Annotated in this window: 18 protein-coding genes and 6 tRNA genes; 23 read left to right on the top strand and 1 reads right to left on the bottom strand. The window is 52.8% G+C overall.

Annotated elements, in window-relative coordinates; genetic code table 11:
* Positions 1-2 precede the first annotated feature (2 nt).
* The 17 genes from recO to KDM89_RS14315 all read left to right on the top strand — a co-directional run bounded on the left by recO (position 3) and on the right by KDM89_RS14315 (position 12,117).
* Positions 3-812 (top strand): DNA repair protein RecO, encoded by an 810-nt coding sequence (gene recO, locus KDM89_RS14395; RefSeq protein ID WP_212688620.1) that lies wholly within the window; start codon positions 3-5, stop codon positions 810-812.
* Entirely contained in the window at positions 809-1,324 is a 516-nt protein-coding gene (locus KDM89_RS14390) for a hypothetical protein (RefSeq protein ID WP_212688619.1), read from the top strand. Before recO ends, KDM89_RS14390 begins: the two co-directional genes overlap by 4 nt.
* Positions 1,321-1,728, top strand: coding sequence for a holo-ACP synthase (acpS, locus tag KDM89_RS14385; RefSeq protein ID WP_212688618.1), 408 nt, complete (start codon positions 1,321-1,323; stop codon positions 1,726-1,728). The genes KDM89_RS14390 and acpS overlap by 4 nt, the downstream gene beginning before the upstream one ends.
* Positions 1,721-3,589: an excinuclease ABC subunit UvrC gene (gene uvrC, locus KDM89_RS14380; protein WP_212688617.1), complete on the top strand. Its 1,869-nt coding sequence runs from the start codon at positions 1,721-1,723 to the stop codon at positions 3,587-3,589. The genes acpS and uvrC overlap by 8 nt, the downstream gene beginning before the upstream one ends.
* Before the next feature lie 39 nt (positions 3,590-3,628).
* Positions 3,629-4,222: a CDP-diacylglycerol--glycerol-3-phosphate 3-phosphatidyltransferase gene (gene pgsA, locus KDM89_RS14375; RefSeq protein ID WP_189358170.1), complete on the top strand. Its 594-nt coding sequence runs from the start codon at positions 3,629-3,631 to the stop codon at positions 4,220-4,222.
* 49 nt (positions 4,223-4,271) lie between these two features.
* Positions 4,272-4,347 (top strand) — tRNA-Gly (locus tag KDM89_RS14370).
* Positions 4,348-4,371: 24 nt separating this feature from the next.
* Positions 4,372-4,447, top strand: a tRNA-Gly gene (locus tag KDM89_RS14365).
* Between the two features lie 28 nt (positions 4,448-4,475).
* Positions 4,476-4,551, top strand: a tRNA-Gly gene (locus KDM89_RS14360).
* Positions 4,552-4,580: 29 nt separating this feature from the next.
* Positions 4,581-4,656 (top strand) — tRNA-Gly (locus KDM89_RS14355).
* Between the two features lie 30 nt (positions 4,657-4,686).
* Positions 4,687-4,760, top strand: a tRNA-Cys gene (locus KDM89_RS14350).
* 65 nt (positions 4,761-4,825) lie between these two features.
* A tRNA-Leu gene (locus KDM89_RS14345) sits at positions 4,826-4,918 on the top strand.
* A 297-nt stretch (positions 4,919-5,215) separates the two neighbouring features.
* Entirely contained in the window at positions 5,216-6,487 is a 1,272-nt protein-coding gene (locus KDM89_RS14340) for a tyrosine-type recombinase/integrase (RefSeq protein ID WP_212688616.1), read from the top strand.
* A gap of 605 nt (positions 6,488-7,092) precedes the next feature.
* Positions 7,093-7,884, top strand: a complete 792-nt coding sequence (locus tag KDM89_RS14335) for a hypothetical protein (RefSeq protein WP_212688615.1) — start codon at positions 7,093-7,095, stop codon at positions 7,882-7,884.
* Between the two features lie 11 nt (positions 7,885-7,895).
* Complete coding sequence (locus tag KDM89_RS14330; RefSeq protein ID WP_212688614.1) at positions 7,896-8,096, top strand: helix-turn-helix transcriptional regulator; 201 nt, start codon at positions 7,896-7,898, stop codon at positions 8,094-8,096.
* A 286-nt stretch (positions 8,097-8,382) separates the two neighbouring features.
* Positions 8,383-8,781, top strand: a complete 399-nt coding sequence (locus tag KDM89_RS14325) for a hypothetical protein (RefSeq protein WP_212688613.1) — start codon at positions 8,383-8,385, stop codon at positions 8,779-8,781.
* A complete protein-coding gene (locus tag KDM89_RS14320) occupies positions 8,774-9,034 on the top strand; it encodes a hypothetical protein (protein WP_212688612.1) in 261 nt (86 codons plus the stop codon). Before KDM89_RS14325 ends, KDM89_RS14320 begins: the two co-directional genes overlap by 8 nt.
* A gap of 137 nt (positions 9,035-9,171) precedes the next feature.
* Positions 9,172-12,117 carry a DUF927 domain-containing protein gene (locus tag KDM89_RS14315; protein WP_212688611.1) on the top strand — a complete coding sequence of 982 codons (2,946 nt, stop codon included), beginning with the start codon at positions 9,172-9,174 and terminating at the stop codon, positions 12,115-12,117.
* 1,045 nt (positions 12,118-13,162) lie between these two features.
* Here KDM89_RS14315 and KDM89_RS14310 read toward each other — a convergent pair.
* A complete protein-coding gene (locus KDM89_RS14310) occupies positions 13,163-13,948 on the bottom strand; it encodes a cyclase family protein (protein ID WP_212688610.1) in 786 nt (261 codons plus the stop codon).
* 361 nt (positions 13,949-14,309) lie between these two features.
* On the opposite strand from KDM89_RS14310, the gene KDM89_RS14305 reads away from it, so the two are divergent.
* From KDM89_RS14305 to KDM89_RS14280, 6 genes are all read left to right on the top strand, one after another.
* Positions 14,310-14,951 carry a class I SAM-dependent methyltransferase gene (locus KDM89_RS14305; protein WP_212688609.1) on the top strand — a complete coding sequence of 214 codons (642 nt, stop codon included), beginning with the start codon at positions 14,310-14,312 and terminating at the stop codon, positions 14,949-14,951.
* A gap of 210 nt (positions 14,952-15,161) precedes the next feature.
* Complete coding sequence (locus tag KDM89_RS14300; RefSeq protein ID WP_212688608.1) at positions 15,162-15,377, top strand: hypothetical protein; 216 nt, start codon at positions 15,162-15,164, stop codon at positions 15,375-15,377.
* A gap of 578 nt (positions 15,378-15,955) precedes the next feature.
* Complete coding sequence (gene flhB / locus KDM89_RS14295; protein WP_212688607.1) at positions 15,956-17,110, top strand: flagellar biosynthesis protein FlhB; 1,155 nt, start codon at positions 15,956-15,958, stop codon at positions 17,108-17,110.
* A complete protein-coding gene (flhA, locus tag KDM89_RS14290; protein ID WP_212688606.1) occupies positions 17,103-19,202 on the top strand; it encodes a flagellar biosynthesis protein FlhA in 2,100 nt (699 codons plus the stop codon). The genes flhB and flhA overlap by 8 nt, the downstream gene beginning before the upstream one ends.
* The gene (gene flhF / locus KDM89_RS14285; RefSeq protein ID WP_212688605.1) at positions 19,199-20,623 is read left to right on the top strand and encodes a flagellar biosynthesis protein FlhF; all 1,425 of its coding nucleotides are present in this window, start codon (positions 19,199-19,201) and stop codon (positions 20,621-20,623) included. Before flhA ends, flhF begins: the two co-directional genes overlap by 4 nt.
* On the top strand, positions 20,616-21,464 hold the full coding sequence (locus tag KDM89_RS14280; protein WP_212688604.1) for a MinD/ParA family ATP-binding protein: 849 nt from the start codon (positions 20,616-20,618) through the stop codon (positions 21,462-21,464). The genes flhF and KDM89_RS14280 overlap by 8 nt, the downstream gene beginning before the upstream one ends.

Raw genomic sequence — 21,464 nt, 5'->3', positions numbered from 1 at the left:
CCATGACCGGCAGTGTTCCGCTGGATGACGACGAGCTTGCGGAATGGCTGGCAGAATCGCCGTCCGTGCCTGCAACTGCTATTCCGCGATCGGCTGTTCAGAGAAAAGTGCTGACGCAGCCGGGTTTTGTGCTTCACAGTCGCCCCTATAAAGAGACCAGTCTCGTCATTGATGTGCTGACACGGGATTGCGGACGCATCGCGCTGATCGCAAAAGGTGCCAAGCGTCCGTATTCACAACTGCGCAGTGTATTGCAAACTTTTCAGCCGCTGCAATTGAGTTGGACCGGTAAACAGGATCTGAAAAATCTGACGCAGGCTGACTGGGTAGGCGGTATGTTCCCCCTTGAAAAGTCTGCACTGGTGTGCGGCTTTTATCTGAATGAGCTGATGCTCAAATTGCTGGTGCGCGATGATCCGCATCCGGCTTTATTCCAGCAATATGTTTCTACCTTAAATCAACTGGCACACGGTGAGCCTGTGGCGCTGGTATTGCGTCAGTTTGAGCTTGTGCTGCTGAAAGAAGCTGGCTTGCTGGGCGATTTACGCTTTTGCAGTGGCAGCCGTATGAGTGTGGTTCCTGAGCTCGCTTATGTGCTTGATCCTGATGCGGGCGTGCGCCCGGCGCAGCATCAGGAGCATTTGCCAGTGGTTTCCGGCGCGTGCCTGCTTGCGATGCACGAAGGAGACTTCCGCGAGCAACAGATTCAGATTCAAAGTAAACTTTTAATACGTTCGCTGCTGCAACACCACTTGCATGGTGCCGTGCTGAATACGCGCCAGCTGTTAATTGATTTACAGAATTTATCATGATTCAGAATTTTACTTTTTTGCCGCGACTGGCAGTACGTTTGTCCGCTTTTGTCCCTGAATGCGCTGTAGCAGATGCTGCCTTTATGACGCAACTGACCTGCATGCTCGCTGAAGCCGGTATCGATACGGTGTTGAATGATACGGGTTGCGTCATTCATGCGCCTTATTGCGAAGTGATTTCTGGTGATGATGTGCTCGCGACTGTGCTGCCGGTTTCCGGTGAAATGCAGGTCGGTCGTCAGTTGATTTTGTCTGCGGGGATGCTGACAGACGCGCGTGCATTGCATGACCACCTGCAGGGGTTTGCCTCAGCAAATGTGCCGGTCTGGTTTGAAGTTGCGCGTACTGAGGATTTGCCGGTGCTGGCAGCATCAATGCAGGTACAGCAGATTTTGTTTTCTGCCGGGCTAGCACAGGCTTGCCTGAAAGAAGGTGTTGTCAAAGCTGTTCGCGATATGTGCGCAAGCGTCGCTAAGATAAGGGCTGAATCTCTGCAGAGGAGAGGCCTGTGATTGCGGGTATCGGTAACGACATCGTCCGTATTGTACGTATTGAACAGGCTTTGCAGCGTCATGGCGACGCTTTTGCCCGCAAGGTGCTGGGCGATCTGGAGTGGCCTGTCTTTGAAGTAAGGCGGGCGCAATCTGCTGCCCGCGCAATACGGTTTTTAGCAACACGGTTTGCAGTGAAAGAAGCATTTGGCAAAGCCTTTGGCACTGGCGTCAGTGACCCTGTGACCTTACGTAATGTGCAGACCGTTTCGGGTGCATCAGGTAAGCCGGAATTGCATTACGGTGAACCGTTGAAATCCGCGATGGCTGAACGTGGCTGGCGTGCGCATGTTTCGCTCAGCGATGAGCGTGAATACGCAGTGGCATTTGTGATTATTGAGACTGTCAGTCATGGACATGAATGACAGTGTAGGGCCGGATATCCGGCAGCAAGTCAGTGATGCGGTGAGTCAGTTGCCGCATTTGCCCGGCGTTTACCGGTATTTTGATGCACAGGATCAAGTGCTTTATGTTGGTAAAGCCAAAGACCTGAAGAAGCGAGTCAGCTCTTATTTTCAGAAGACCCTTTCCAGTCCGCGTATCGCAATGATGGTGGCACGCATTGCGCGTCTCGAAACGACGGTTACCCGTACCGAAGCGGAAGCGCTGATTCTTGAAAACAATCTCATTAAAGCGCTGAAGCCGCGCTATAACATTTTATTCCGCGACGATAAGTCCTATCCGTATCTGCGTATTTCCGGCGATGCGACGCCGCGTATCAGTTATTACCGCGGTGGTGTAGATCGCAAGCATCAGTATTTCGGGCCGTTTCCGTCGGCGTGGGCTGTACGTGAGTCTATGCAGATTCTGCAAAAAGTTTTCTTATTACGCACTTGTGAAGACAGTGTGTTTCATAACCGCACCCGTCCTTGTCTGTTGCATCAGATCCAGCGTTGCAGCGGCCCTTGTGTCGGACTGATTACGCCGGAGCAGTATCAGGAAGATGTTCGGCATGCCAGCGGGTTTTTGCGCGGACGCCAGCATGAAGTGTTGCATGCCTTAGAAGCCCGCATGATGCAGCATGCAGAAAAACTGGAATTTGAACAAGCTGCAGTGGTACGTAACCAAATGGCCGCCTTGTCGAAAATTCTCCAGCAACAGAGCATGGAAACGACAGGCACAACGGACATCGACATCATTGCTGTTCTGGTGGAAGGCGGACGTGCCTGCGTTAATCTGGCGATGGTTCGTGGCGGGCGGCATCTGGGTGACCGCGCCTATTTTCCGACGCATGTCGATGATGTGCAGGGGACAACAGATCAGAGTATTGAAGCGGAAGTCCTTGCCGCATTTCTGGCGCAGCACTACGCAGATCAGGCGATTCCTTCGGTACTGATTACCAATATTGAACTCGATGCGCCGGAGCTGATGACGGCATTAATGCAACAGTGCGGTCATAAGATTCAATTGGTGATGCAGCCGCAGGAGCAGCGTCGTTTATGGCTGGAAATGGCAGTGAAGGGCGCGCAGCTTGCACTCGCACGATTGCTGTCTGAACAGGGCTCTCAGCAAGCCAGAACACGGGCGCTGGCCCAAGTGCTGCAGCTGGATTCCGATGATCTGGAAACGCTGCGTATTGAATGCTTTGACATCAGCCACACACAGGGCGAAGCAACGCAGGCGTCGTGCGTTGTGTTCCATCATCACGCCATGCAAAACAGTGAGTACCGTCGTTTTAATATTCACGATATTACGCCAGGCGATGATTACGCTGCGATGCGTCAGGTGCTGACGCGCCGCTATGAAAAGCTGGCAGCCGGCGAGCAGCAGGGCGATCAGGTGATGCCTGATCTGGTACTGGTTGATGGTGGTAAAGGTCAGATCACAGTGGCGCGTGAAGTGTTTGAAGAGCTGGGTCTGAACATTAGCCTGATTGTGGGTGTTGCCAAAGGTGAGGGCCGTAAAGTCGGCCTGGAAACGCTGGTGTTTGCAGATGGCAGAACGGAGCTTGAGCTTGGGAAAGAATCAGCAGCGCTGATGCTGATTGCACAAATCCGCGATGAGGCGCACCGCTTCGCTATTACCGGCATGCGTGCCAAACGTGATAAGGCGCGGCAGTCGTCGCAGCTGGAAGAGATTGAAGGCGTTGGCCCTAAGCGCCGTCAGCGCTTGCTGGCGCGCTTCGCTGGACTGAAAGGTGTTGCTGCAGCCAGTGTGGAAGAATTGTCCGGTGTTGAGGGGATATCCCGAAAACTTGCGGAAGAAATCTACAAGCGATTGCGCTAGCCCCATATAATGTCGGAAAAATATCTCGGTTGAATCCTCATGCCTTTTAATGTTCCGATATTGCTGACCTGGTTGCGGGTCGCATTGATTCCACTGGTGGTTGGTGTGTTTTACTTGCCGGAAAGCTGGCTGGCGTCGTATCACAAAGGACTTGCTGCAACGATCGTTTTCATTGTTGCCGCCGTCACTGACTGGTTTGACGGATTTCTGGCGCGGCGCTGGAATCAGACATCCTCGTTTGGTGCTTTTCTTGATCCTGTTGCAGATAAGCTGATGGTGGCCGGTGCGCTGCTGGTGCTGGTACAACTGGATCGCGTTAATGCCGTGATCGCCTTTATTATCATTGGCCGTGAAATCACGATTTCCGCGCTGCGTGAATGGATGGCGCTGATCGGTGCATCCAAGTCAGTTGCCGTGAATTCGCTCGGTAAAATTAAGACCACGGCACAAATGGCGGCGATTCCTATGCTGCTGTATTACGATCAGCTGATATTCGGTCTGGACGGCGCTTTGCTGGGCTCATGGTTGTTGCTGATCGCCGCAGTGCTGACCGTGTGGTCGATGTTCTATTACCTGAAAAAAGCCTGGCCTTTGATTAAGGAAAGCACGGAAAAAATGGATCAATCGAAGTGATGTGCTTGACAAATTTCTCCGGTAATTTATAATTCTGGTCTTCGTTGCTGCGGGATTAGCTCAGTTGGTAGAGCGCAACCTTGCCAAGGTTGAGGTCGAGAGTTCGAGCCTCTTATCCCGCTCCAAAAGCTTCGGAAAAAATTAGTGATGCGGGATTAGCTCAGTTGGTAGAGCGCAACCTTGCCAAGGTTGAGGTCGAGAGTTCGAGCCTCTTATCCCGCTCCAAAATTTTAGTAGTGCTGAAAAGATCAAAGCGGGATTAGCTCAGTTGGTAGAGCGCAACCTTGCCAAGGTTGAGGTCGAGAGTTCGAGCCTCTTATCCCGCTCCAGATTTCTTCAGTAATACAGCATGTTAAATGCGGGATTAGCTCAGTTGGTAGAGCGCAACCTTGCCAAGGTTGAGGTCGAGAGTTCGAGCCTCTTATCCCGCTCCAGATTGATTGTGCCGGTAACGGTGCTGTCATGGCGGGGTAGCAAAGTGGTTATGCAGCGGCCTGCAAAGCCGTGGACGCCGGTTCGATTCCGGCCCCCGCCTCCAGAATCAAGAAAGCGCTTTAGGGCGCTTTTTTTGTAAAGATCAGATTTCCCTGCTTGCAGGGATGGGCCCGAGTGGTGAAACTGGTAGACACATCGGACTTAAAATCCGCCGCTTTCCGTAAAAGGGGCGTGCCGGTTCGATTCCGGCCTCGGGCACCATATCTGTATTTCAAGAAGTACCAAGAAGACTCAAAACCCGCGATTTCCTCAGTGAATACGCGGGTTTTTTGTTTCAGCACGTACCATACTGCACCTAGGCATCCCAAAGTTTTTACGGTATTTTTTACGGTATACCGTAAAAACCTGAAAAAATACCGTTACGTATACCGTAAAAAATACCGCTAACACCCTCCCGTTGTTTGTTTGCCCCTCCGAAGAGCCGCGCCAGTACTGGCTTTCCGCCTTGTTAGCGTGATTTTCCATATACCGTAAACAGACCGATACCGGAGCCTGACAATGCCACGCAAAAGTACACCGCTAACTGATGCAAAAATCAGAAATGCCGCACCAAAAGATGCCCCTTACAAACTGACAGACGGGGGCGGCCTGTACCTCTGGGTGAGCAAAGATGGTTCTAAGCTCTGGCGGCTGGATTACGCCATCAATGAAAAGCGCAAAACACTGTCCTTTGGTCGTTACCCGGAATTTGGCCTTGCTGCTGCCCGGGCAAAGCGAGAGGAAGCGCGGGAAATGATTGCCTCTGGTATTGACCCAGCCGAAAAGCGTAAGGAGGAAAAACAGGAAATCAGCAAGGCAAAGGCCGCAGCAGAAAACAGTGCAGCCGGTTTGCCGGTGGCTGGTACGTTTGAGGCCGTGGCGTGGGAGTGGTTCGAGGCCAAAATTTCCACTAAGTCAGAAAGCCACCGCAGCCGGGCTGCTGCTTACCTGAAAAATGACTTGATACCCTATCTGGGCAAGGTGCCAATCGCTGAGATTAAAGCACCCGCTTTGCTGGAATGCCTCCGGCGTATTGCGGAACGCAAAAACAATAAGGGCGCACCGGTAACAGAGACCGCCAATCGTGTACGTGAACAAATGGGACAGCTCTGGCGCTATGCGATTGCAACCGGGCAAGCTGAACGCGATATTGCCGCAGATTTGCGGGGTGCATTGCAGCCACATACCCAAAAGAATTACGCGCATATTGATGACCCCAAGCTGTTGGGGCAATTGATGCGGGATATTGACGGATACCGGGGCGCACCAGTGACGCTGGCCGCGTTAAAGGTGCTGCCTATGGTGTTTGTCAGACCCGGTGAATTGCGGCAGGCACGCTGGGCAGACATACATTTTGAGTCAAAGGAATGGCGTTACCATTCCAGCAAAACGGATATAGACCATATTGTCCCGCTGGCAGAGCAAGTCATTGCCATTCTGCGCCAGCTAGAACCACTGACCGGCGCGGGGGAATATGTGTTCGGTGTACGTTCCGGGCACCGTCCTATGTCCGAGGCAACAATTAACCAGGCACTTAAAACCCTCGGCTATGGCGGCGACGTTATCCAGCCGCATGGTTTCAGACATACCGCCGCTACCATGCTGGCGGAAATGGGCTGGGATGAAAACACCATAGACCGGCAATTGTCACACTTGGCGCAAGGCGTTAAAGGCGTGTACCAGAAAGCGAAGTACATTGAAGACCGGCGCAAAATGATGCAGGCATGGGCTGACCGCTTAGACCAGCTCAAGCAAGGGGCTGAAATCATCCCGTTTCGTTCTGCGTCCTGACCAGCGACAGCCGCACAGATAAACCGCCTCCGGGCGGTTTTTTTATGTGTATCGACAATATGCCCGGCCTTATTTTTAAAAAATACGGTGTAACGGTGTAACAGTCAGTGCAAAGCCTTGTTTTAATTGATTTTTGCTTGTTACACCGATACATAAAAAGGTGTAACAAAGGTGTAGCAATGGTGTAACAGCATTCAACTTTTCACTGTATTTCAACTTCAAGGAATTTCCTGTTAGTTGCGAATTTCGACGTTTTGGGGTGTCGTAACCCCAGTTTTTGGAATTTCGCGCAAAGGGTTTACCCGCCAGCGCCGTCGCGGCGAGCGCGATTCATATCTACCGCAATTCAGATTTTCCGGTTTTGCCCTATTTTTGAAAATAGCGTAATGCCTATACTGCCCCCGGCTACCTCATGGAATACCAAGTGGTGATGGCATCGAAAGTAGTCTCATTTTGGCCTATTTTTGAGAATTGCTTAATTTTATATTGTTCCCAGTTGTTCCCTTGAATATCGAGGAACACCGAGAAATGCTGCCATCTAAAAATATTCCCATTTTGCCCTATTTGGGAATGCAATTTTGAACCATGATGCGCCATGACACGGCATGAAATACCATGACGTGCAAAAACGTCCTTTAACGTATTTGGAGAAAATAATGACTAAATCAAAATTGGAAGTTAATTTGAAAGATGCTGTTTTGAATCACAAAAAAAAGCTGGCTGATATCCAAACACTCAATCGCTTGATTGCAGAGTCTAAGATTGAAATTAGTGATGTAGCGTTATCGGCTGCGACAGTTGCGCTTGAGGATTGCACTGTCCGGCACGCATTGAATGAAGCAACTGCTGATGAATTGGAGCAATGCAAACAGGCACTTATCGCGGAAGAAAACGCTTATCAATCGGCGAAACGGGCGCAAAAGGAGTCCGAGATGAAGCAGGCGGGATTCCGTCGCAGACTGGATGCTATTGAGCAGGAAGCGTTAGATGAGCGAGAAAAGGTAAAGCAACTTGAAATCGAGTGGCTGGCCTTGCAGATTTCCGACGCGGAAGATGTGTATTTTGCAGCGGCAGAAAAATTGCGGAATAGTTATCGCCGCATTATGGCATGTGCAAAAGCAATGGCGCAGCGAGATGCGGTTGCAAGCGCGTCAGTCGTGTATTCAGCTGAAATTATGATTCCTGCAATTGGTAGCGAGTGCATGATGAATGCATTGCCGGGTGAAAATCGTGCTGGTGGTTATTACTTCCGCGAAGTCCGCCCAGTTGCTGAGTTTGGTGCAACAAATATTGAAGCGGAGCTGAATGCTATTAGCGATGTTAATTCTGATATCGGTAGTACGTTGAAAAAGATGGTGGGTAGCCTGTCTTCTGGCATTAAAGCGTCGGCAGTTTAAGCGAGGACATTATGCATAATGTCACTAAACCCTCACAGCTTTTACGCTTTAATTCAGTGCAGGAATTGACCGCGTTATCGCGCACCGAGATTTATCGTCGAATTAAAAACGGTACTTTCCCAGCACCGATAAAAATTGGTGTTCGGGCGATTGCATGGCCTTCTGAAACAATCGCACAATACATCGATTCTCTTGCGTCAGTTGGGCGGTGAGCGCGTTGTATGAGAAAAAATATTGCCAATGCCAAGCACAGGGATTATTCTGTGCGAGTCCCTGAGAAAAAAGGGAACGAGTTTGACAGCTCGACAGGTAAAAGGCGCATAGGCCGCGCAATGCGGCTTTTTCATGCGTGGCTTCTTGCACCCTTTCTACGGGCGGCAGTAGCAGGGAGGCTTCGGCCTGCCGGTTTCCTTTTACGCCGGTCTGTCAACCCTGCTATTTGCTGCCCACCCCGTTTGACAGCGGGAGGCGGCTCCATCATCGTAAAAGGAGTCTGCTATGACTGATACAAGCACATCTGCGCAAAGCCGCAATCAAAAAACTGTAACGTTGTCCGCTAAAGAGCTGGCGTTAGTTCTCTCGTTTCGTGCACTGACCAGTGACACAGAACGGGCGCATATCTTTGATGTAATTGAAAATCCAGAACGCCGAATTGGTTTTGTTCACGCGCTTGGCTTCGAGATTGAGAAAGCCGCCACTGAGGTTGGTCAGTTTGTTGATGTGATTATGGATAAGGTCGAAGATATAGACCTTGCAGACGAACAAACAAGCCAGTTGGCTGACTCAATTGGTTTTTTTGCGGGTTATGCCTGCAAGAAAGTCAAAGAGATTTTAGAGATCAATCAAAAGCTTTTACATAGCTTGGTTGTGGCTGAAGAGGGAGTTAGTCATGACTAAGAAGACCCCCGTAAAAGCCACTCCGATACTGGCGGCAATCAATGATTATGACAGTTTGATTGAATCGCTCAGTCGTGACGAAAAGAACGCAATTTTGCAAATGCGTAAGCTTAACGCTGAAGCGCTGAAATTTATTTTAGATTTGCTGGTTGATATTTCAGTGCAGCCGTTATGCATTGCGCCACGCAGCGGTAAGTTAAAGCTAATTAGCTCGTCTCCACACAGGCCAAAGCCGGGCTGCCCCGTCCACTAAGAGACAGACATGACCCCAAAACAATTGATAAGCCGCATTGGTTCGCCAATGCGCTGGGGGTGCATACGTCTGTACGTTTTGTACCAGTGTGCGTGTTTTCGCCTGAGTGCGAAGCTCTCTAAGCGCAAAGGAAAACAATGAAAAACAAAGTGATTGAGCGCCCCAGTCTGGATGCCGTCCGGGTGGCGCTGACCTATATCCCGGCAGATGACCGGGAGCTGTGGTTAAAAATGGGTATGGGTATTAAGCAGGAATTTGCTGATGCCGGGTTTGACCTGTTTGATACATGGAGCCAGACCGCAGAAAACTATGATGCTGCCGCTGTTAAATCGAGCTGGCGCAGCTTTAAAGTGGGCGGCAAGATTGGTATCGGTACAGTGCTGTATGAGGCGAAAGCCCGGGGCTTTGACATCAAAGCACAGACGGCAGCTCATATCAGCCCGGAACAGGCCGCACAGCAGGCAAAGGAACGCGCAGACCGGCTGGCCGCAGAACAGGAAGAGATTGCCCGTAAGCAGACAGACGCTGCCACCAAAGCCCGCAAGATGTGGCAGTCAGCAAACGAGACCGGCTATTGTGCATACCTGCAACATAAACAGGTGGGTGCATATGGTGTCCGCTACATGCCGCATAACACCGGCGATACCTTGCTGGTGCCGCTGGTGGATGACAAAGACCAGCTCTGCAATGTGCAACGTATTTTCAGCAATGGTGATAAACGATTTATCGCAGATGCCAGAATGTCGGGTTGCTGCCACCAGATAGGCAACCCGGCTGCATCTGACTGGTTGCTGATTGCAGAGGGTTATGCCACCGCAGCAGCACTGCACAAATGCACTGGCTACGCTGTTACCGTGGCATTCAGCGCCAGTAACCTGAAACATATTTGTGCCCGGATGCGGCAACGGTTCCCGGATAAGCAGATATTGGTGTGTGCAGATGATGACCAGCAGACCCAAGCAAAGACAGGCAAAAACCCCGGCGTGGCGGCGGCAAAGGAAGCAGCCGCGAGTATTCAGGCGTGGTGGTGTAAGCCGGAAGGCTTGGCCGCAGATGGTAATGATTTCAATGACCAGATGCGCTCTGCCGGAATGGATGCAGTTACCCGGCAGATACAGGAAATTGTCAGCGCCAGCAAAGACAAGCCAGCCGCAAAACCGCAAGCAACCCATAAAACCAGCCCGCCAAGCGATTTAAGCAGCGTGGGTAATACTGAGGCAACCGCCAAGCCCAAAAGCGCCCGTAATGCCGGTGTCACTACCCGAAAGGCAAAGCCTACAGACGCTGGCGCAGGTTCTGCCAAACCATTTTTTACGGCCAGTGATGAAGGTGTTTTCTATCACGCCTTTCATGAAGGCGAAGCCTTGCCAGCCCTTAAAATCTGTTCGCCGCTGCGGGTGGTTGCACGCACCCGGGATGCATCAAGCAGCGAATGGGGATATTTGCTGGAATTGCCAGACCCGGACGGACATATCAAACGCTGGGCGATGCCTTCCCGCATGTTATCCGGCGACGGAACGCAATACCGGGCAGATTTATTGTCACTTGGTCTGATGATTGAACCCGGCCAGAAGCCACGGAATTTGTTAACGACGTATATTCAGACAGCGGAGGCAGACAGCCGGGTGCGATGCGTAGAGCGCACAGGATGGCATGAGGATGTATATGTCCTGCCAGACCGCAGCATAGGCAACGGTGCTGAGGAGGTGCTGTTTCAGACAAATGGCACAGTCAGTACCCATTTCAAACAACGTGGCGACCTGGTGGCGTGGCGGGAGCATGTCGGCGCGTACTGCCGTGGTAATTCGCGTTTGTTGTTCTTTACTTCTGCGGCCTTTGCCTCTGTGCTGTTGCATCATGCGAAGGTGCAAAGTTTCGGCCTGCATTTAATGGGTAGCAGCTCTACCGGCAAAAGTACCGCCATGAAGGTGGCTGCCTCGGTATTTGGTGGTGCTGATTATGCGCAGAGCTGGCACGTCACCGATAACTCATTAGAAGCGACCGCACAGCGCCATTCTGATGCATTGCTGGTATTGGATGAACTCGGGCAGGCAGACCCCAAGATGGTGGGTAATATCGCGTACATGCTCAGTAATGAAAAGGGCAAAGGCCGGGCAACCCAGCACGCCACGGCCAAGAAAATAGCCACATGGCGGCTGATTTTTATCAGTGATGGTGAATTGTCGTTAGAGGCAAAGATGGCCGAAGCCGGAAAAGCGACCAAAGGCGGCCAAGATGTGCGGATGGCGCATATCCGGGCAGATGCCGGAAAAGGCTTAGGTGTCTTTGAAACTCTGCACGACCAGTCAGACGGTGCGGCCTTGTCGCGGCATTTGGTCGGTATGGCGCAGCAGTATTACGGCACCGCTGGTCTGGCATTTATCGAATGGCTGGTAGATAACGTACAGATGCTGCCAGAACTGCTGCGGGATGCGGTCGGCACCACGTCTGCCCGCCTGTGTCCGGCCAATGCACACGGCCAAGTAAAGCGCGTGTCTGAGTTCTTTTCGCTGGTGGCCGCCGGTGGTGAGCTGGCAACCGGTGCGGGTATCACTGGCTGGGCGGATGGTGAAGCCACAGCCGCCGCAGAGACCTGCTTTCATGACTGGCTCAGTAGTCGCGGTACTGCGGGCGATATTGAGCATGACAGGATGCTGGCGCTGCTGCCTGACTTCATACAGGCGAACGGTGATTCCCGCTTTGTGTGGGCACACAGAGCCTTAGACGATCACGCACCCAAAACCATGAACGTGGCCGGATATAAACGCATTGTCAGCAAAGCAGGCAACCCGATAAAAAGTAACACCGACTGGCAGAAAGAATACGGCGACAAAATGCACCCGGACGAAGCAGACGGGGCAGCAATCGAGTATTTTATGATACCGAAGGTGTTTAAGGACGAGGTATGCAAGGGATACGACCAGCGCCAGCTATCAGCAAAGCTGGCAGAGCTGGGTGTATTTGAGAAAGACAATAAAGGCAAAACCAGTATTGTGGAACGCTTCGCCGGTGGCTTAGGCCGGTATTACAAAATCAGAAGCGATAAGTTATTGGCTCTGTCTGAGTATCAGGTAAGGGTTTGATAATACCACTTTGTCTGTGCGTCAGCGTTGGCGGCGCGGCCTGTGGTGGTGGCGCGGGGGAATATCCTTTGCGCCACAAATACACTATCCAGTCATTATAACTGTTCATGCATACAGTTATTCCAGTAAAAACCCCTCAAAACGGCCTGAATTGAGGGGTTTTTGTTACACCGTTACACCTTTACCGGTGAGTGTTACACCTTGAAGGTGTAACACGGAAACCCGCGCCAGATAAGGCTTTCCGGGTGATTAACCCCCTCTGTTACACCGTTACACCTTTTTGAGAACACACCCGAGCTTGCAAACAACGATGATGCAGGTGCAGCCGCTTATCAATGCATCTGCCTTTTGTGGTATTTGACAATACCACTTGTGGATTGTGGACGGGGTGGGGGGCTCCGTGGTTTTGGTTAGGAAATGTTGCTTTGTAGCATGATGGAAGGGGGTAGCCCCCTATAGGTTCTTTCAGAGCAGGGTATATGCACGGGTAATTCGAGTCCCGAGCTTCCGCTACTGTCAGATTTTACTTAAGGGGGTTGTATCGTAAGTTCTGGGTATAACGATAGGCAGGCTGCATTGTCGTGCTGTAGCAACGGGTATTCTTGCAAAAGAAAACAGGTAAATATTCCCCATTTGGTTGTTGTTAAGGTAGCTTTTTGCGAAAGCAAGGGGGGTATCCAAAAGTTTTTACGGTATTTTTTACGGTATTTTGATTTTCGAAAAAAACTAAACCGTTGTTTTATATGTGTTTTTACTGATAATTTGATTCCGGCCTCGCACCATATCTGTCAAATCATCAAACCCGCTTTCGCAAGATGGCGGGTTTTTTGTTTTTGTCTTCCTGCAGTTTTTTATTCAGGCAGATTTGATTCTGCTTTTGTGTGGCATGCCCGTCATCCAGACGCGCGCTGACGACAGCACCTCTTGAATGCACAGCAAGTTGTGCAGCTCTCGTCATTTCTTATTTACGGAAGTCCGGACTTTCTGCCGACGACAGCCGGTTTGCTGTGCCGGACTCCGCATTTACACTGATTCTGGCGCTGTTTCAGCGCTTTTCATCATCAAAAATGGCTACCGCACGCGTCCAGCCTGCGGATGCGCCGCGGATTTTGACCGGGAAGCAGGCGATGGTGAAGCCGGTGGCGGGCAGGGCTTCGAGGTTGTGGAGTTTTTCCAGATGGCAGTAGCCGATGTCGCGTCCGGCTTTATGGCCTTCCCAGATAATGGCCGGATTGCCTTCTTCGGCGTACTTTTTCGCAGTGTGAATGAACGGTGCATCCCAGCTCCAGCCATCGGTGCCGGTCAGGCGCACGCCGCGTTCCAGCAAAAACATGGTGGCATCGTAGCCCATGCCGCAACCGGCGCTCAGGTAATCCGGCTGACCATAGCGACTGCCGGCGCGGGTGTTGACGACCACGATATCCAGCGGTTGCAGGCTGACCTGGTTGCGATCCAGTTCGCGCGCCACATCATCGGCGCTGACCACGTAACCATCTTCAAAACGCCGGAAATCTAGTTTCACACCGCGCTGAAAGCACCATTCCAGCGGCACTTCATCAATCGTGATCGCGCGTTCGCCACGGTTCATGGTGGAGTGAAAATGGTAGGGCGCATCGAGATGCGTGCCGTTGTGGGTGATCAGTTCGACTTTTTCCACGGCCCAGGTTTCGCCGTCCGGTAAGTCGCTGGCTTGCAGGCCGGGAAAGAAAGGGGCGATCTGGCCGAAGGTATCCTGATGGCGGTAGTAAGTGACTTTGGGTTGATAGCCGGGCGGATCGGATGGGATATCGTTTTCTATCGGAATGGATAAGTCGATGATGCTGCGGGCCATAGTTTGTCTCCTGTCAGTGTTGATTTACGTTGCCGGGATTGTGATGGCTGTGCCTTCCGCTGGCTGTACCGCTTGCGTTGTGGCGTATGCTGAAACAGACCGCCTTGCGCCATCTGGCGGCGATTGTATTTCAAAAAAAATAAGACCGGCAAGCAAAGCTCAGGTGGCTGGCTGTTACACTGACTGACCCCGGCAGCCGGCAGCGCTGGGTGCCATGCCGGAAATGGGCTGAAATGCCTGAAATGCGGTGTTTAGCACAGAAAAAAGCCGGTTTTTTGCGTTTGTCGGCAGAAACACTGGCTGAGCGGGCAGGGCAATTTTGAGGTCAATGCGGATGTCTGCACAATCATCAGGAGCGATCATGCAAGATTACAATCTGGAATCGGTGCAAACCTTTGGCTTGCATGCCCGGCGTTACGCGGAAAAATATGCGGACTTGCCGGATTATGACCAGTATTACGACGCTTTACTGGCCGCCTTGCCAGCGCAATCCTGCGCCGTGCTGGATCTGGCTTGCGGGCCGGGGCAGGTGGCAGCGTATCTGGCAGCACGGCGGCCGGAACTCGATTACTGGTGCGTGGATCGCTCCGCCGCCATGCTGGAGCAGGTACTGCAGCGTTTGCCGCAGGCGCGCTGTGTGCAGGCGGATTGCCGCGATTTGCAGTGCCTGCCGGAAGATCTGCAGTTCGGTGCGGCGGCATTTTGTTTCGGGCTCAGTTATCTGAATGAGGATGATGCGGCACGCAGTCTGGCGGAATTATTCCGGTTATTGCATTCCAGCGCGCCTTTGTTGCTGAGCAGTGTCGCGGGCGATGCCGCGCTCAGCGGGGTGCAGGTCAGCGCCGGTGGGGACCGTGTACACAGCTTTTACCGCAGTGCCGGTCAGATTGCAGCGATGGTGCGCGCCGCTGGTTTTCAGATTCTGGAGCAAGCGCTGATCGCCAGTCCGGCCAGTGCCAGCCAGCAGACGGAAGATGTGGTGTTGCTGGCGCGTCGCTTGTGAGTGTTGTCTGCTGCATGCGCGCAACAGATCTGTGCAGAAAACGATGCGCAAATTCTGCCTGCTGCACGGAGATGTAAAAGTTGTTACGCCTGCCACGTTATCCCCCTGATCCGTCTTGCCTGAAAGTTATGCAATCGAAATACTGAGCAGGCTGCTGAGTACCGAAGCCGGTGCTTGCAGCGTGACATTGTCTTAACCTGAGGAGCGAATATGCAAGAGCTGAATCTGAGTGAAGTGGAGGCGGTAGGCGGTGGTGTTGAATGGGGTGCAGTTGGTACCAGTGCGCTGGCTGGCGGCTTGCTTGGTGTAATGGCTGGCGGTGTGATTGGCGGCATTACTGGTGCACTGATCGGTGGCGGCAAAGAAATTTTCCTGCAGCGAGTTGTTCCGACAGCAAGTCTTGCAGGTCGCGTCGAAGCACTCTGATTGTTGTTTTACTCTCCAGATTTGAGCCGGCATGTGCAAACCTGCCGGTTTTTTTACGCCCCCCTGTTTTTTGCAGAGCTGTGTTGCGCAGCACCTGAGGCGGATTCACCACAAATTTTCTGAAATTTCCTGATGTCGTCTGCGATCAGCATGCAGTGCAAATTTTCAGTGGCAAATCCAACGCCAGCGTCGATGCCAATTGTGTCGCAGCCTCTATCAGCTCTCTCAAATAAGCCCTGAAATGCTTGAAATGCGGCGTACGGTACAGAAAAAGTGCCCGCTATGCCGGACGACCGTGAAAACACTGGCTTAGCGAGGTGTGGCTTTTTCGCCGTATGCGGTGTTCTGCACAATTCGCTTGTTGTCAGCGGGGTACTGAGCGCCACTGCAAAAACCGTTTTTACCCATCACCGGCCGCAGGTAACGGCTGCGTTTTCGCAAACTTGAGGCTCAAACCGGATAAAAGGGGTTTTTCCCCCTTTATTCCGCGCTTCTGATTGCCGTCCGGCATCCAATAATGACACCTGAGTGATGGTAAATGGGATTTTGGTCCCGCATTGGCATAACAGGAGTCGGCAATGGCCGAAGACAGCGATCTCGAACGAACGGAAGAGGCCTCGCCCAAGCGTCTGGAAGAGGCGCGTAAAGAGGGCGATGTTCCCCGGTCACGTGAGTTGTCGACCTGTACCGTGTTGCTGGCAGCCGGTGGTGCTTTGTGGGCGATGGGTGGTTCTCTGGTGAAGCAGTTGAATCAGATGCTGACCCACGGACTGACACTGAACCGCGAAACGATTTACGACTTTAATGTGCTGGCAGAAAAAATTGCCGCAGATTTGCTGGACGTACTGATTGCATTTGCGCCGGTAGCGGGATTATTGCTGATCGTGGCGCTGGCTTCACCGGTACTGATTGGTGGCTGGGTATTTTCTTCCAAAGCGCTGACACCGAATTTTGGCCGCTTAAATCCTGCTTCCGGTCTGGGCAACATGATTTCTTCGCGCGCCGGTGTGGAGTTAGTGAAATCCATCCTGAAAACTGTGCTGGTTGGCAGTGTGGCCTGGGTAGTCGTGATGGCGCAGAAGGAAGCGATTTTCAGTCTGGCGAATGAACCGCTGCAACAGGCACTGGCCCATTCCGGACATATGTTCGGCGTTTGCTTTATGACGATTGTGGCTTCGCTGGTGGTGATTGCGATGATCGATGCGCCTTACCAGATGTGGTCTTACGCAAACAAACTGAAGATGACACATCAGGAAGTCGTGCAGGAAGCGAAAGAGATGAACGGTAATCCGCAGATCAAAGCGAAGATCCGTCAGCAACAACGTGAAATGGCCCGTCGCCGCATGATGTCTGAAGTACCGAATGCCGACGTGATCGTGACGAACCCGACGCACTATGCGGTGGCACTGAAGTACGCAGAAGGCGGTATGCGTGCACCGCAGGTGGTGGCAAAAGGGGTGGATGAAGTCGCGGCAAAGATCCGCGAACTGGCACAGGAAAACAACGTGCCGATGCTGGAAGCGCCACCGCTGGCGCGTGCGCTGTACAAGCATACCGAGCTGGGCGATGAAATTCCTGAAGCCCTGTATGCCGCAGTGGCCGAAGTGCTGGCGTATGTGTACCAGCTGCGGACGTATCGCAATCAGGGTGGTGACCGTCCTGAACAACCACGTGAATTACCTGTACCGAAAGAGATGGACCCTTTGAACAACAACGGAGATCGCAATGAATAGCCTCAGATTACCGCTGTGGCTGAGCAGCATGAACACCAAAGCACTGGCAGCGCCAATGCTGATCGTGCTGATGCTGGCCATGATGATTCTGCCGCTGCCGGCATTCATTCTCGACGTGTTCTTCAGCTTTAACATCGCGATGGCGGTGATTGTGCTGCTGACCAGCTTGTACACCGTGCGTCCGCTGGACTTCATGGTGTTTCCGACCGTTTTGTTGGTCACCACCATGCTGCGTTTGTCGCTGAACGTGGCCTCTACCCGTATCGTGCTGACAGAGGGGCATACCGGCCCGGATGCAGCCGGTAAAGTGATTGAAGCTTTCGGTCACTTCCTGATCGGCGGTAACTACACCGTTGGTATCGTCGTATTTATCATCTTAACGATTATTAACTTTACCGTTGTTACCAAAGGTGCAGGCCGTATCGCAGAAGTCGGCGCCCGTTTCGCACTGGATGCGATGCCTGGTAAGCAAATGGCGATTGATGCGGATCTGAATGCCGGTCTGATTGATCAGAATGAAGCACGCCGCCGCCGTACCGAAGTATCGCAGGAAGCAGAATTCTACGGCGCGATGGACGGTGCGAGTAAATACGTACGCGGTGACGCGGTTGCCGGCATTCTGGTAACCGTGATTAATATCGTCGGCGGTCTGATCGTCGGTATGGTGCAGCATGATCTGGACTTCGGTACGGCGATCAAAAACTATACGCTGCTGGCCATCGGTGACGGTCTGGTTGCGCAGATTCCTTCGCTGATTATTTCGATTGCTGCCGGTGTCGTGGTTTCCCGCGTTGCCAGCGATCAGGATATCAGTGCTCAGCTGGTGGCACAGTTATTCGCCCGTCCGGAAGTCATGTATATCACTGGCGGTATTATCGGTGGCCTCGGCATTATTCCGGGTATGCCGCATCTGGCCTTCATGATGCTGGGCGGTATGTTTGGTGGTATCGGTTACATGATTCAGAAACGTGCGCTGAAACCAGCGCAGGATGCGGCGGCTGCAGCGGCAGCAGAAGCACCGGCTTCCGCGACGGCAGCCCCGGAAATCGAAGAAGCAACATGGCAGGATATTCTGCCGGTGGATACGCTGGGTCTGGAAGTCGGCTATCGCCTGATTCCGCTGGTGGATAAAAATCAGGGTGGCGAATTGCTGCGCCGTATTAAGGGTATACGTAAGAAATTTGCGCAGGAAGTCGGCTTCCTGTCGCCACCGGTGCATATTCGTGACAATCTGGAACTGAAACCATCTGCCTACAAAATTGCGCTGAAAGGTGTGGAAGTCGGTACTGGTGAAGCAATGAATGGTCAGTATCTGGCGATTAATCCGGGCATGGTCAGTGGCCCGCTGCCAGGCGTGGAAACCAAAGATCCTGCCTTCGGCTTACCAGCGATCTGGATTGATGCCGGTCTGCGTGAGCAGGCACAAGTCATGGGTTACACCGTGGTGGACGCCGGTACCGTGATTGCAACGCATCTGAATCATATTATTACGACGCATGCATCTGATCTGCTTGGTCGTCAGGAAGTGCAACTGCTGCTGGATCATCTGGCCAAAGAAATGCCGAAGATGGTGGAAGATCTGGTACCGAAACTGGTGCCGCTGAATGTGCTGCAGAAAGTGCTGCAAAACCTGTTGCAGGAAGGCGTACATATCCGCGACATGCGCACCATCATCGAAACACTGTCGGAATATGCAATGCGTACACAGGATGCGAACGAACTGACCGCCTTTGTGCGTATCGGTCTGGGCCGCGCAATCGTGCAGCAACTGTTCCCTGGTACGAATGAACTGACAGTGATGACACTGGATGGCCGTCTCGAACGTCTGCTGATGCAGGCAATCCACAGCGGTGGCGATGCTGCCGCGCTGGAACCGGGTCTGGCTGACACACTGACATCGCAGGCACAAATGGCAACAGCACAACAGGAACAAATGGGCGTGACGCCGGTACTGCTGGTACCTGCACCGCTGCGTCCGCTGCTGTCACGTTTCCTGCGCCGCTCGATTCCTCAGCTCAAAGTGCTGTCGCATGCTGAAGTTCCGGATACAAAAACAATACGAGTTACTAGCCTCGTCGGAGGACAATCATGAACGTAAGAAAATTCACCGCCAATACTTCACGGGAAGCTTTGCGTCTGTTGCGTGAGGCACTGGGTGCCGATGCCGTGATTCTGTCGAATAAAACCGTCAACGGCCGCGTGGAAATTCTCGCTATGGCAGACGAAGCGATTCCTGAATATGCGCCGGCAGAAGCAGCGCGCCGTACGGCGCCGGACGCAGCGCGTTTCACACCGCCAGCGGCAGCCAGCCGTCAGGCTGCTGCGTATCGTCTGGATGAGGAAGAGGGAGAAGCGCCGGCACCGGCATTTCGTCCGGGCTTGTTCCGTGCGCAACCGGTATTCGCAACGCCTGCCGCAGAACCTGCACCCGCACCGGTGGCTGCAGCGCCGGTCATGCGTGCGATGCCGCAAGTTCAGACGCAGGCAGTGCCCGTTGCACCGGCAGTACAGGCCGCACCGCAAATGATGGCTGGTATGCCGGACATGCAAAGCATGATGAGCGAAATCCGTTCCATGCGTTCGATGCTGGAATCGCAGCTGGCTGAAATTTCCTGGAGTACTACGCAGCAAAAGCAACCGCAGAAAGCGGAAGTGCTGCGCGAAATGCTGGCAACCGGTATCAGTGCCACGCTGGCCCGTTTTCTGGTTAACAAAATGCCGGAAGGTCAGAATGTGCAGCAAGGCATTGAATGGGTGAAATCCATTCTGGCACGCAATCTGACCACGATCAGCAATGAAAATGAAATTCTGGAAAAAGGCGGTGTGTACGCGATTGTCGGCCCGACCGGCGTCGGTAAAACCACCACGACAGCAAAACTGGCTGCACGTTGTGTCATGCGCCACGGCCCGTCCAAGCTGGCGCTGATCACGACCGACGGTTACCGTATCGGCGGTTTCGAGCAATTACGCATCTACGGAAAAATTCTGGGTGTGATGGTGCATGCGGTTAAAGATGAAACCGACCTGCGTATTGCACTGGAAGAGCTGAAAGGCAAACACACCGTGCTGATTGATACTGTGGGTGTCAGTCAGCGCGACAAGATGGTGACCGATCAGGTGGCGATGCTGTCTGCCGCCGGTACTGACGTCAAACGCTTACTGTGCCTGAACGCAACCTGCACCGGCGAAACGCTGAGTGAAGTGGTGCGCGCTTATCAGGGCGGTGGTCTGGCTGGCTGTATTCTGACCAAACTGGATGAGGCCGCAACCATCGGTGGCGCGCTGGATATCGCTATCCGTCAGCGTCTGGCGCTGTACTACGTCGCCAGCGGTCAGCGTGTACCGGAAGATCTGCATGTTGCAAATAAACAATATCTGATTGACCGCGCCTTTAAACTGAAACGCGAAACTGCAGCCTTCCGTTATCTGGATGAAGAATTGCCGCTGATCATGGCGGGTGCAACTGTTGCAGTGCAGCCGCGTGCGATGGAAAGAGAGGTATCCCTTGGTTAAGACCGATCAGGCCGAAGGCCTGCGCCGCATGCTGGCGGTGCCAAGACCACGTGTACTCAGTTTTATCTCAGTCCTGGATGATCATCGTAAAAGCCGCATGCTGATTAATCTGAGCATGGCGCTGGCCACTCAGGGGCAGCAAGTGATGGTGGTGGATGCCCGCTGCACGCGCGACAGCGTCGGCGTATGGATGAATGCAAGATTTGACCGTTGCTTATTGGATGTGGCAAGACAACAGCGTACAATGCAAGAAGCAGTAAAGACGGTAACCAAGGGGCTGGATGTGACTCAATTGTGTCGCCAGTCTGAGTCGCTGGAATGGCTGCCGCAGGAATCCGTGCGGCAACTGAACCGTGTGCTGGATATGGCTGCTAATCATGCCGACCTGATGCTGGTGGATGTAGCGCCGGATGAGCAGGATCAGTTTCCGCTGTCTGCGCTGGATGACAGCGAGCTGATGATACAAGTGTCCGCCACGCCGGAAGAAATCAAAGCGGCTTATGCGCTGATTAAACGCCTTAGCCAGCGTCTGGGACGCCGTACTTTCCATATTCTGGTCAGTGCTGCATCAGAAAGAGACGCACGTTTGATCTATTCGAATATGGCTCAGGCCGCCAGCCGTTATCTTGCAGTACCGTTGCAGTATGCCGGTTTTGTGCCGGAAGATGAATATGTAGTCAGAGCCGCACACCAGGGACAATCAGTGACCGATGCATTCCCGAATTCCCGTGCAGCTCAGTCGTATATGGCACTGGGCGCCGCGCTGGCGCAGCAGGCCGGTATGGAAGCTGTCCGTGGAATGTCCGGTCAAGCCGATCTTGGTGTGAGTCTCGGAATGTAA

Source organism: Cognatundibacterium luofuense (genome assembly GCF_018139685.1).
Classification (GTDB): domain Bacteria; phylum Pseudomonadota; class Gammaproteobacteria; order Burkholderiales; family Burkholderiaceae_D; genus Undibacterium; species Undibacterium luofuense.
This window is presented reverse-complemented; position numbering and strand designations above follow the sequence as displayed.

Coding starts and splice junctions, on each gene's coding strand:
- recO (WP_212688620.1), top strand. CDS start 3: ATGACCGGCAGTGTTCCGCTGGATGACGACGAGCTTGCGGAATGGCTG.
- KDM89_RS14390 (WP_212688619.1), top strand. CDS start 809: ATGATTCAGAATTTTACTTTTTTGCCGCGACTGGCAGTACGTTTGTCC.
- uvrC (WP_212688617.1), top strand. CDS start 1,721: ATGAATGACAGTGTAGGGCCGGATATCCGGCAGCAAGTCAGTGATGCG.
- pgsA (WP_189358170.1), top strand. CDS start 3,629: ATGCCTTTTAATGTTCCGATATTGCTGACCTGGTTGCGGGTCGCATTG.
- KDM89_RS14340 (WP_212688616.1), top strand. CDS start 5,216: ATGCCACGCAAAAGTACACCGCTAACTGATGCAAAAATCAGAAATGCC.
- KDM89_RS14335 (WP_212688615.1), top strand. CDS start 7,093: ATGAAATACCATGACGTGCAAAAACGTCCTTTAACGTATTTGGAGAAA.
- KDM89_RS14330 (WP_212688614.1), top strand. CDS start 7,896: ATGCATAATGTCACTAAACCCTCACAGCTTTTACGCTTTAATTCAGTG.
- KDM89_RS14325 (WP_212688613.1), top strand. CDS start 8,383: ATGACTGATACAAGCACATCTGCGCAAAGCCGCAATCAAAAAACTGTA.
- KDM89_RS14320 (WP_212688612.1), top strand. CDS start 8,774: ATGACTAAGAAGACCCCCGTAAAAGCCACTCCGATACTGGCGGCAATC.
- KDM89_RS14315 (WP_212688611.1), top strand. CDS start 9,172: ATGAAAAACAAAGTGATTGAGCGCCCCAGTCTGGATGCCGTCCGGGTG.
- KDM89_RS14310 (WP_212688610.1), bottom strand. CDS start 13,948: ATGGCCCGCAGCATCATCGACTTATCCATTCCGATAGAAAACGATATC.
- KDM89_RS14305 (WP_212688609.1), top strand. CDS start 14,310: ATGCAAGATTACAATCTGGAATCGGTGCAAACCTTTGGCTTGCATGCC.
- KDM89_RS14300 (WP_212688608.1), top strand. CDS start 15,162: ATGCAAGAGCTGAATCTGAGTGAAGTGGAGGCGGTAGGCGGTGGTGTT.
- flhB (WP_212688607.1), top strand. CDS start 15,956: ATGGCCGAAGACAGCGATCTCGAACGAACGGAAGAGGCCTCGCCCAAG.
- flhA (WP_212688606.1), top strand. CDS start 17,103: ATGAATAGCCTCAGATTACCGCTGTGGCTGAGCAGCATGAACACCAAA.
- flhF (WP_212688605.1), top strand. CDS start 19,199: ATGAACGTAAGAAAATTCACCGCCAATACTTCACGGGAAGCTTTGCGT.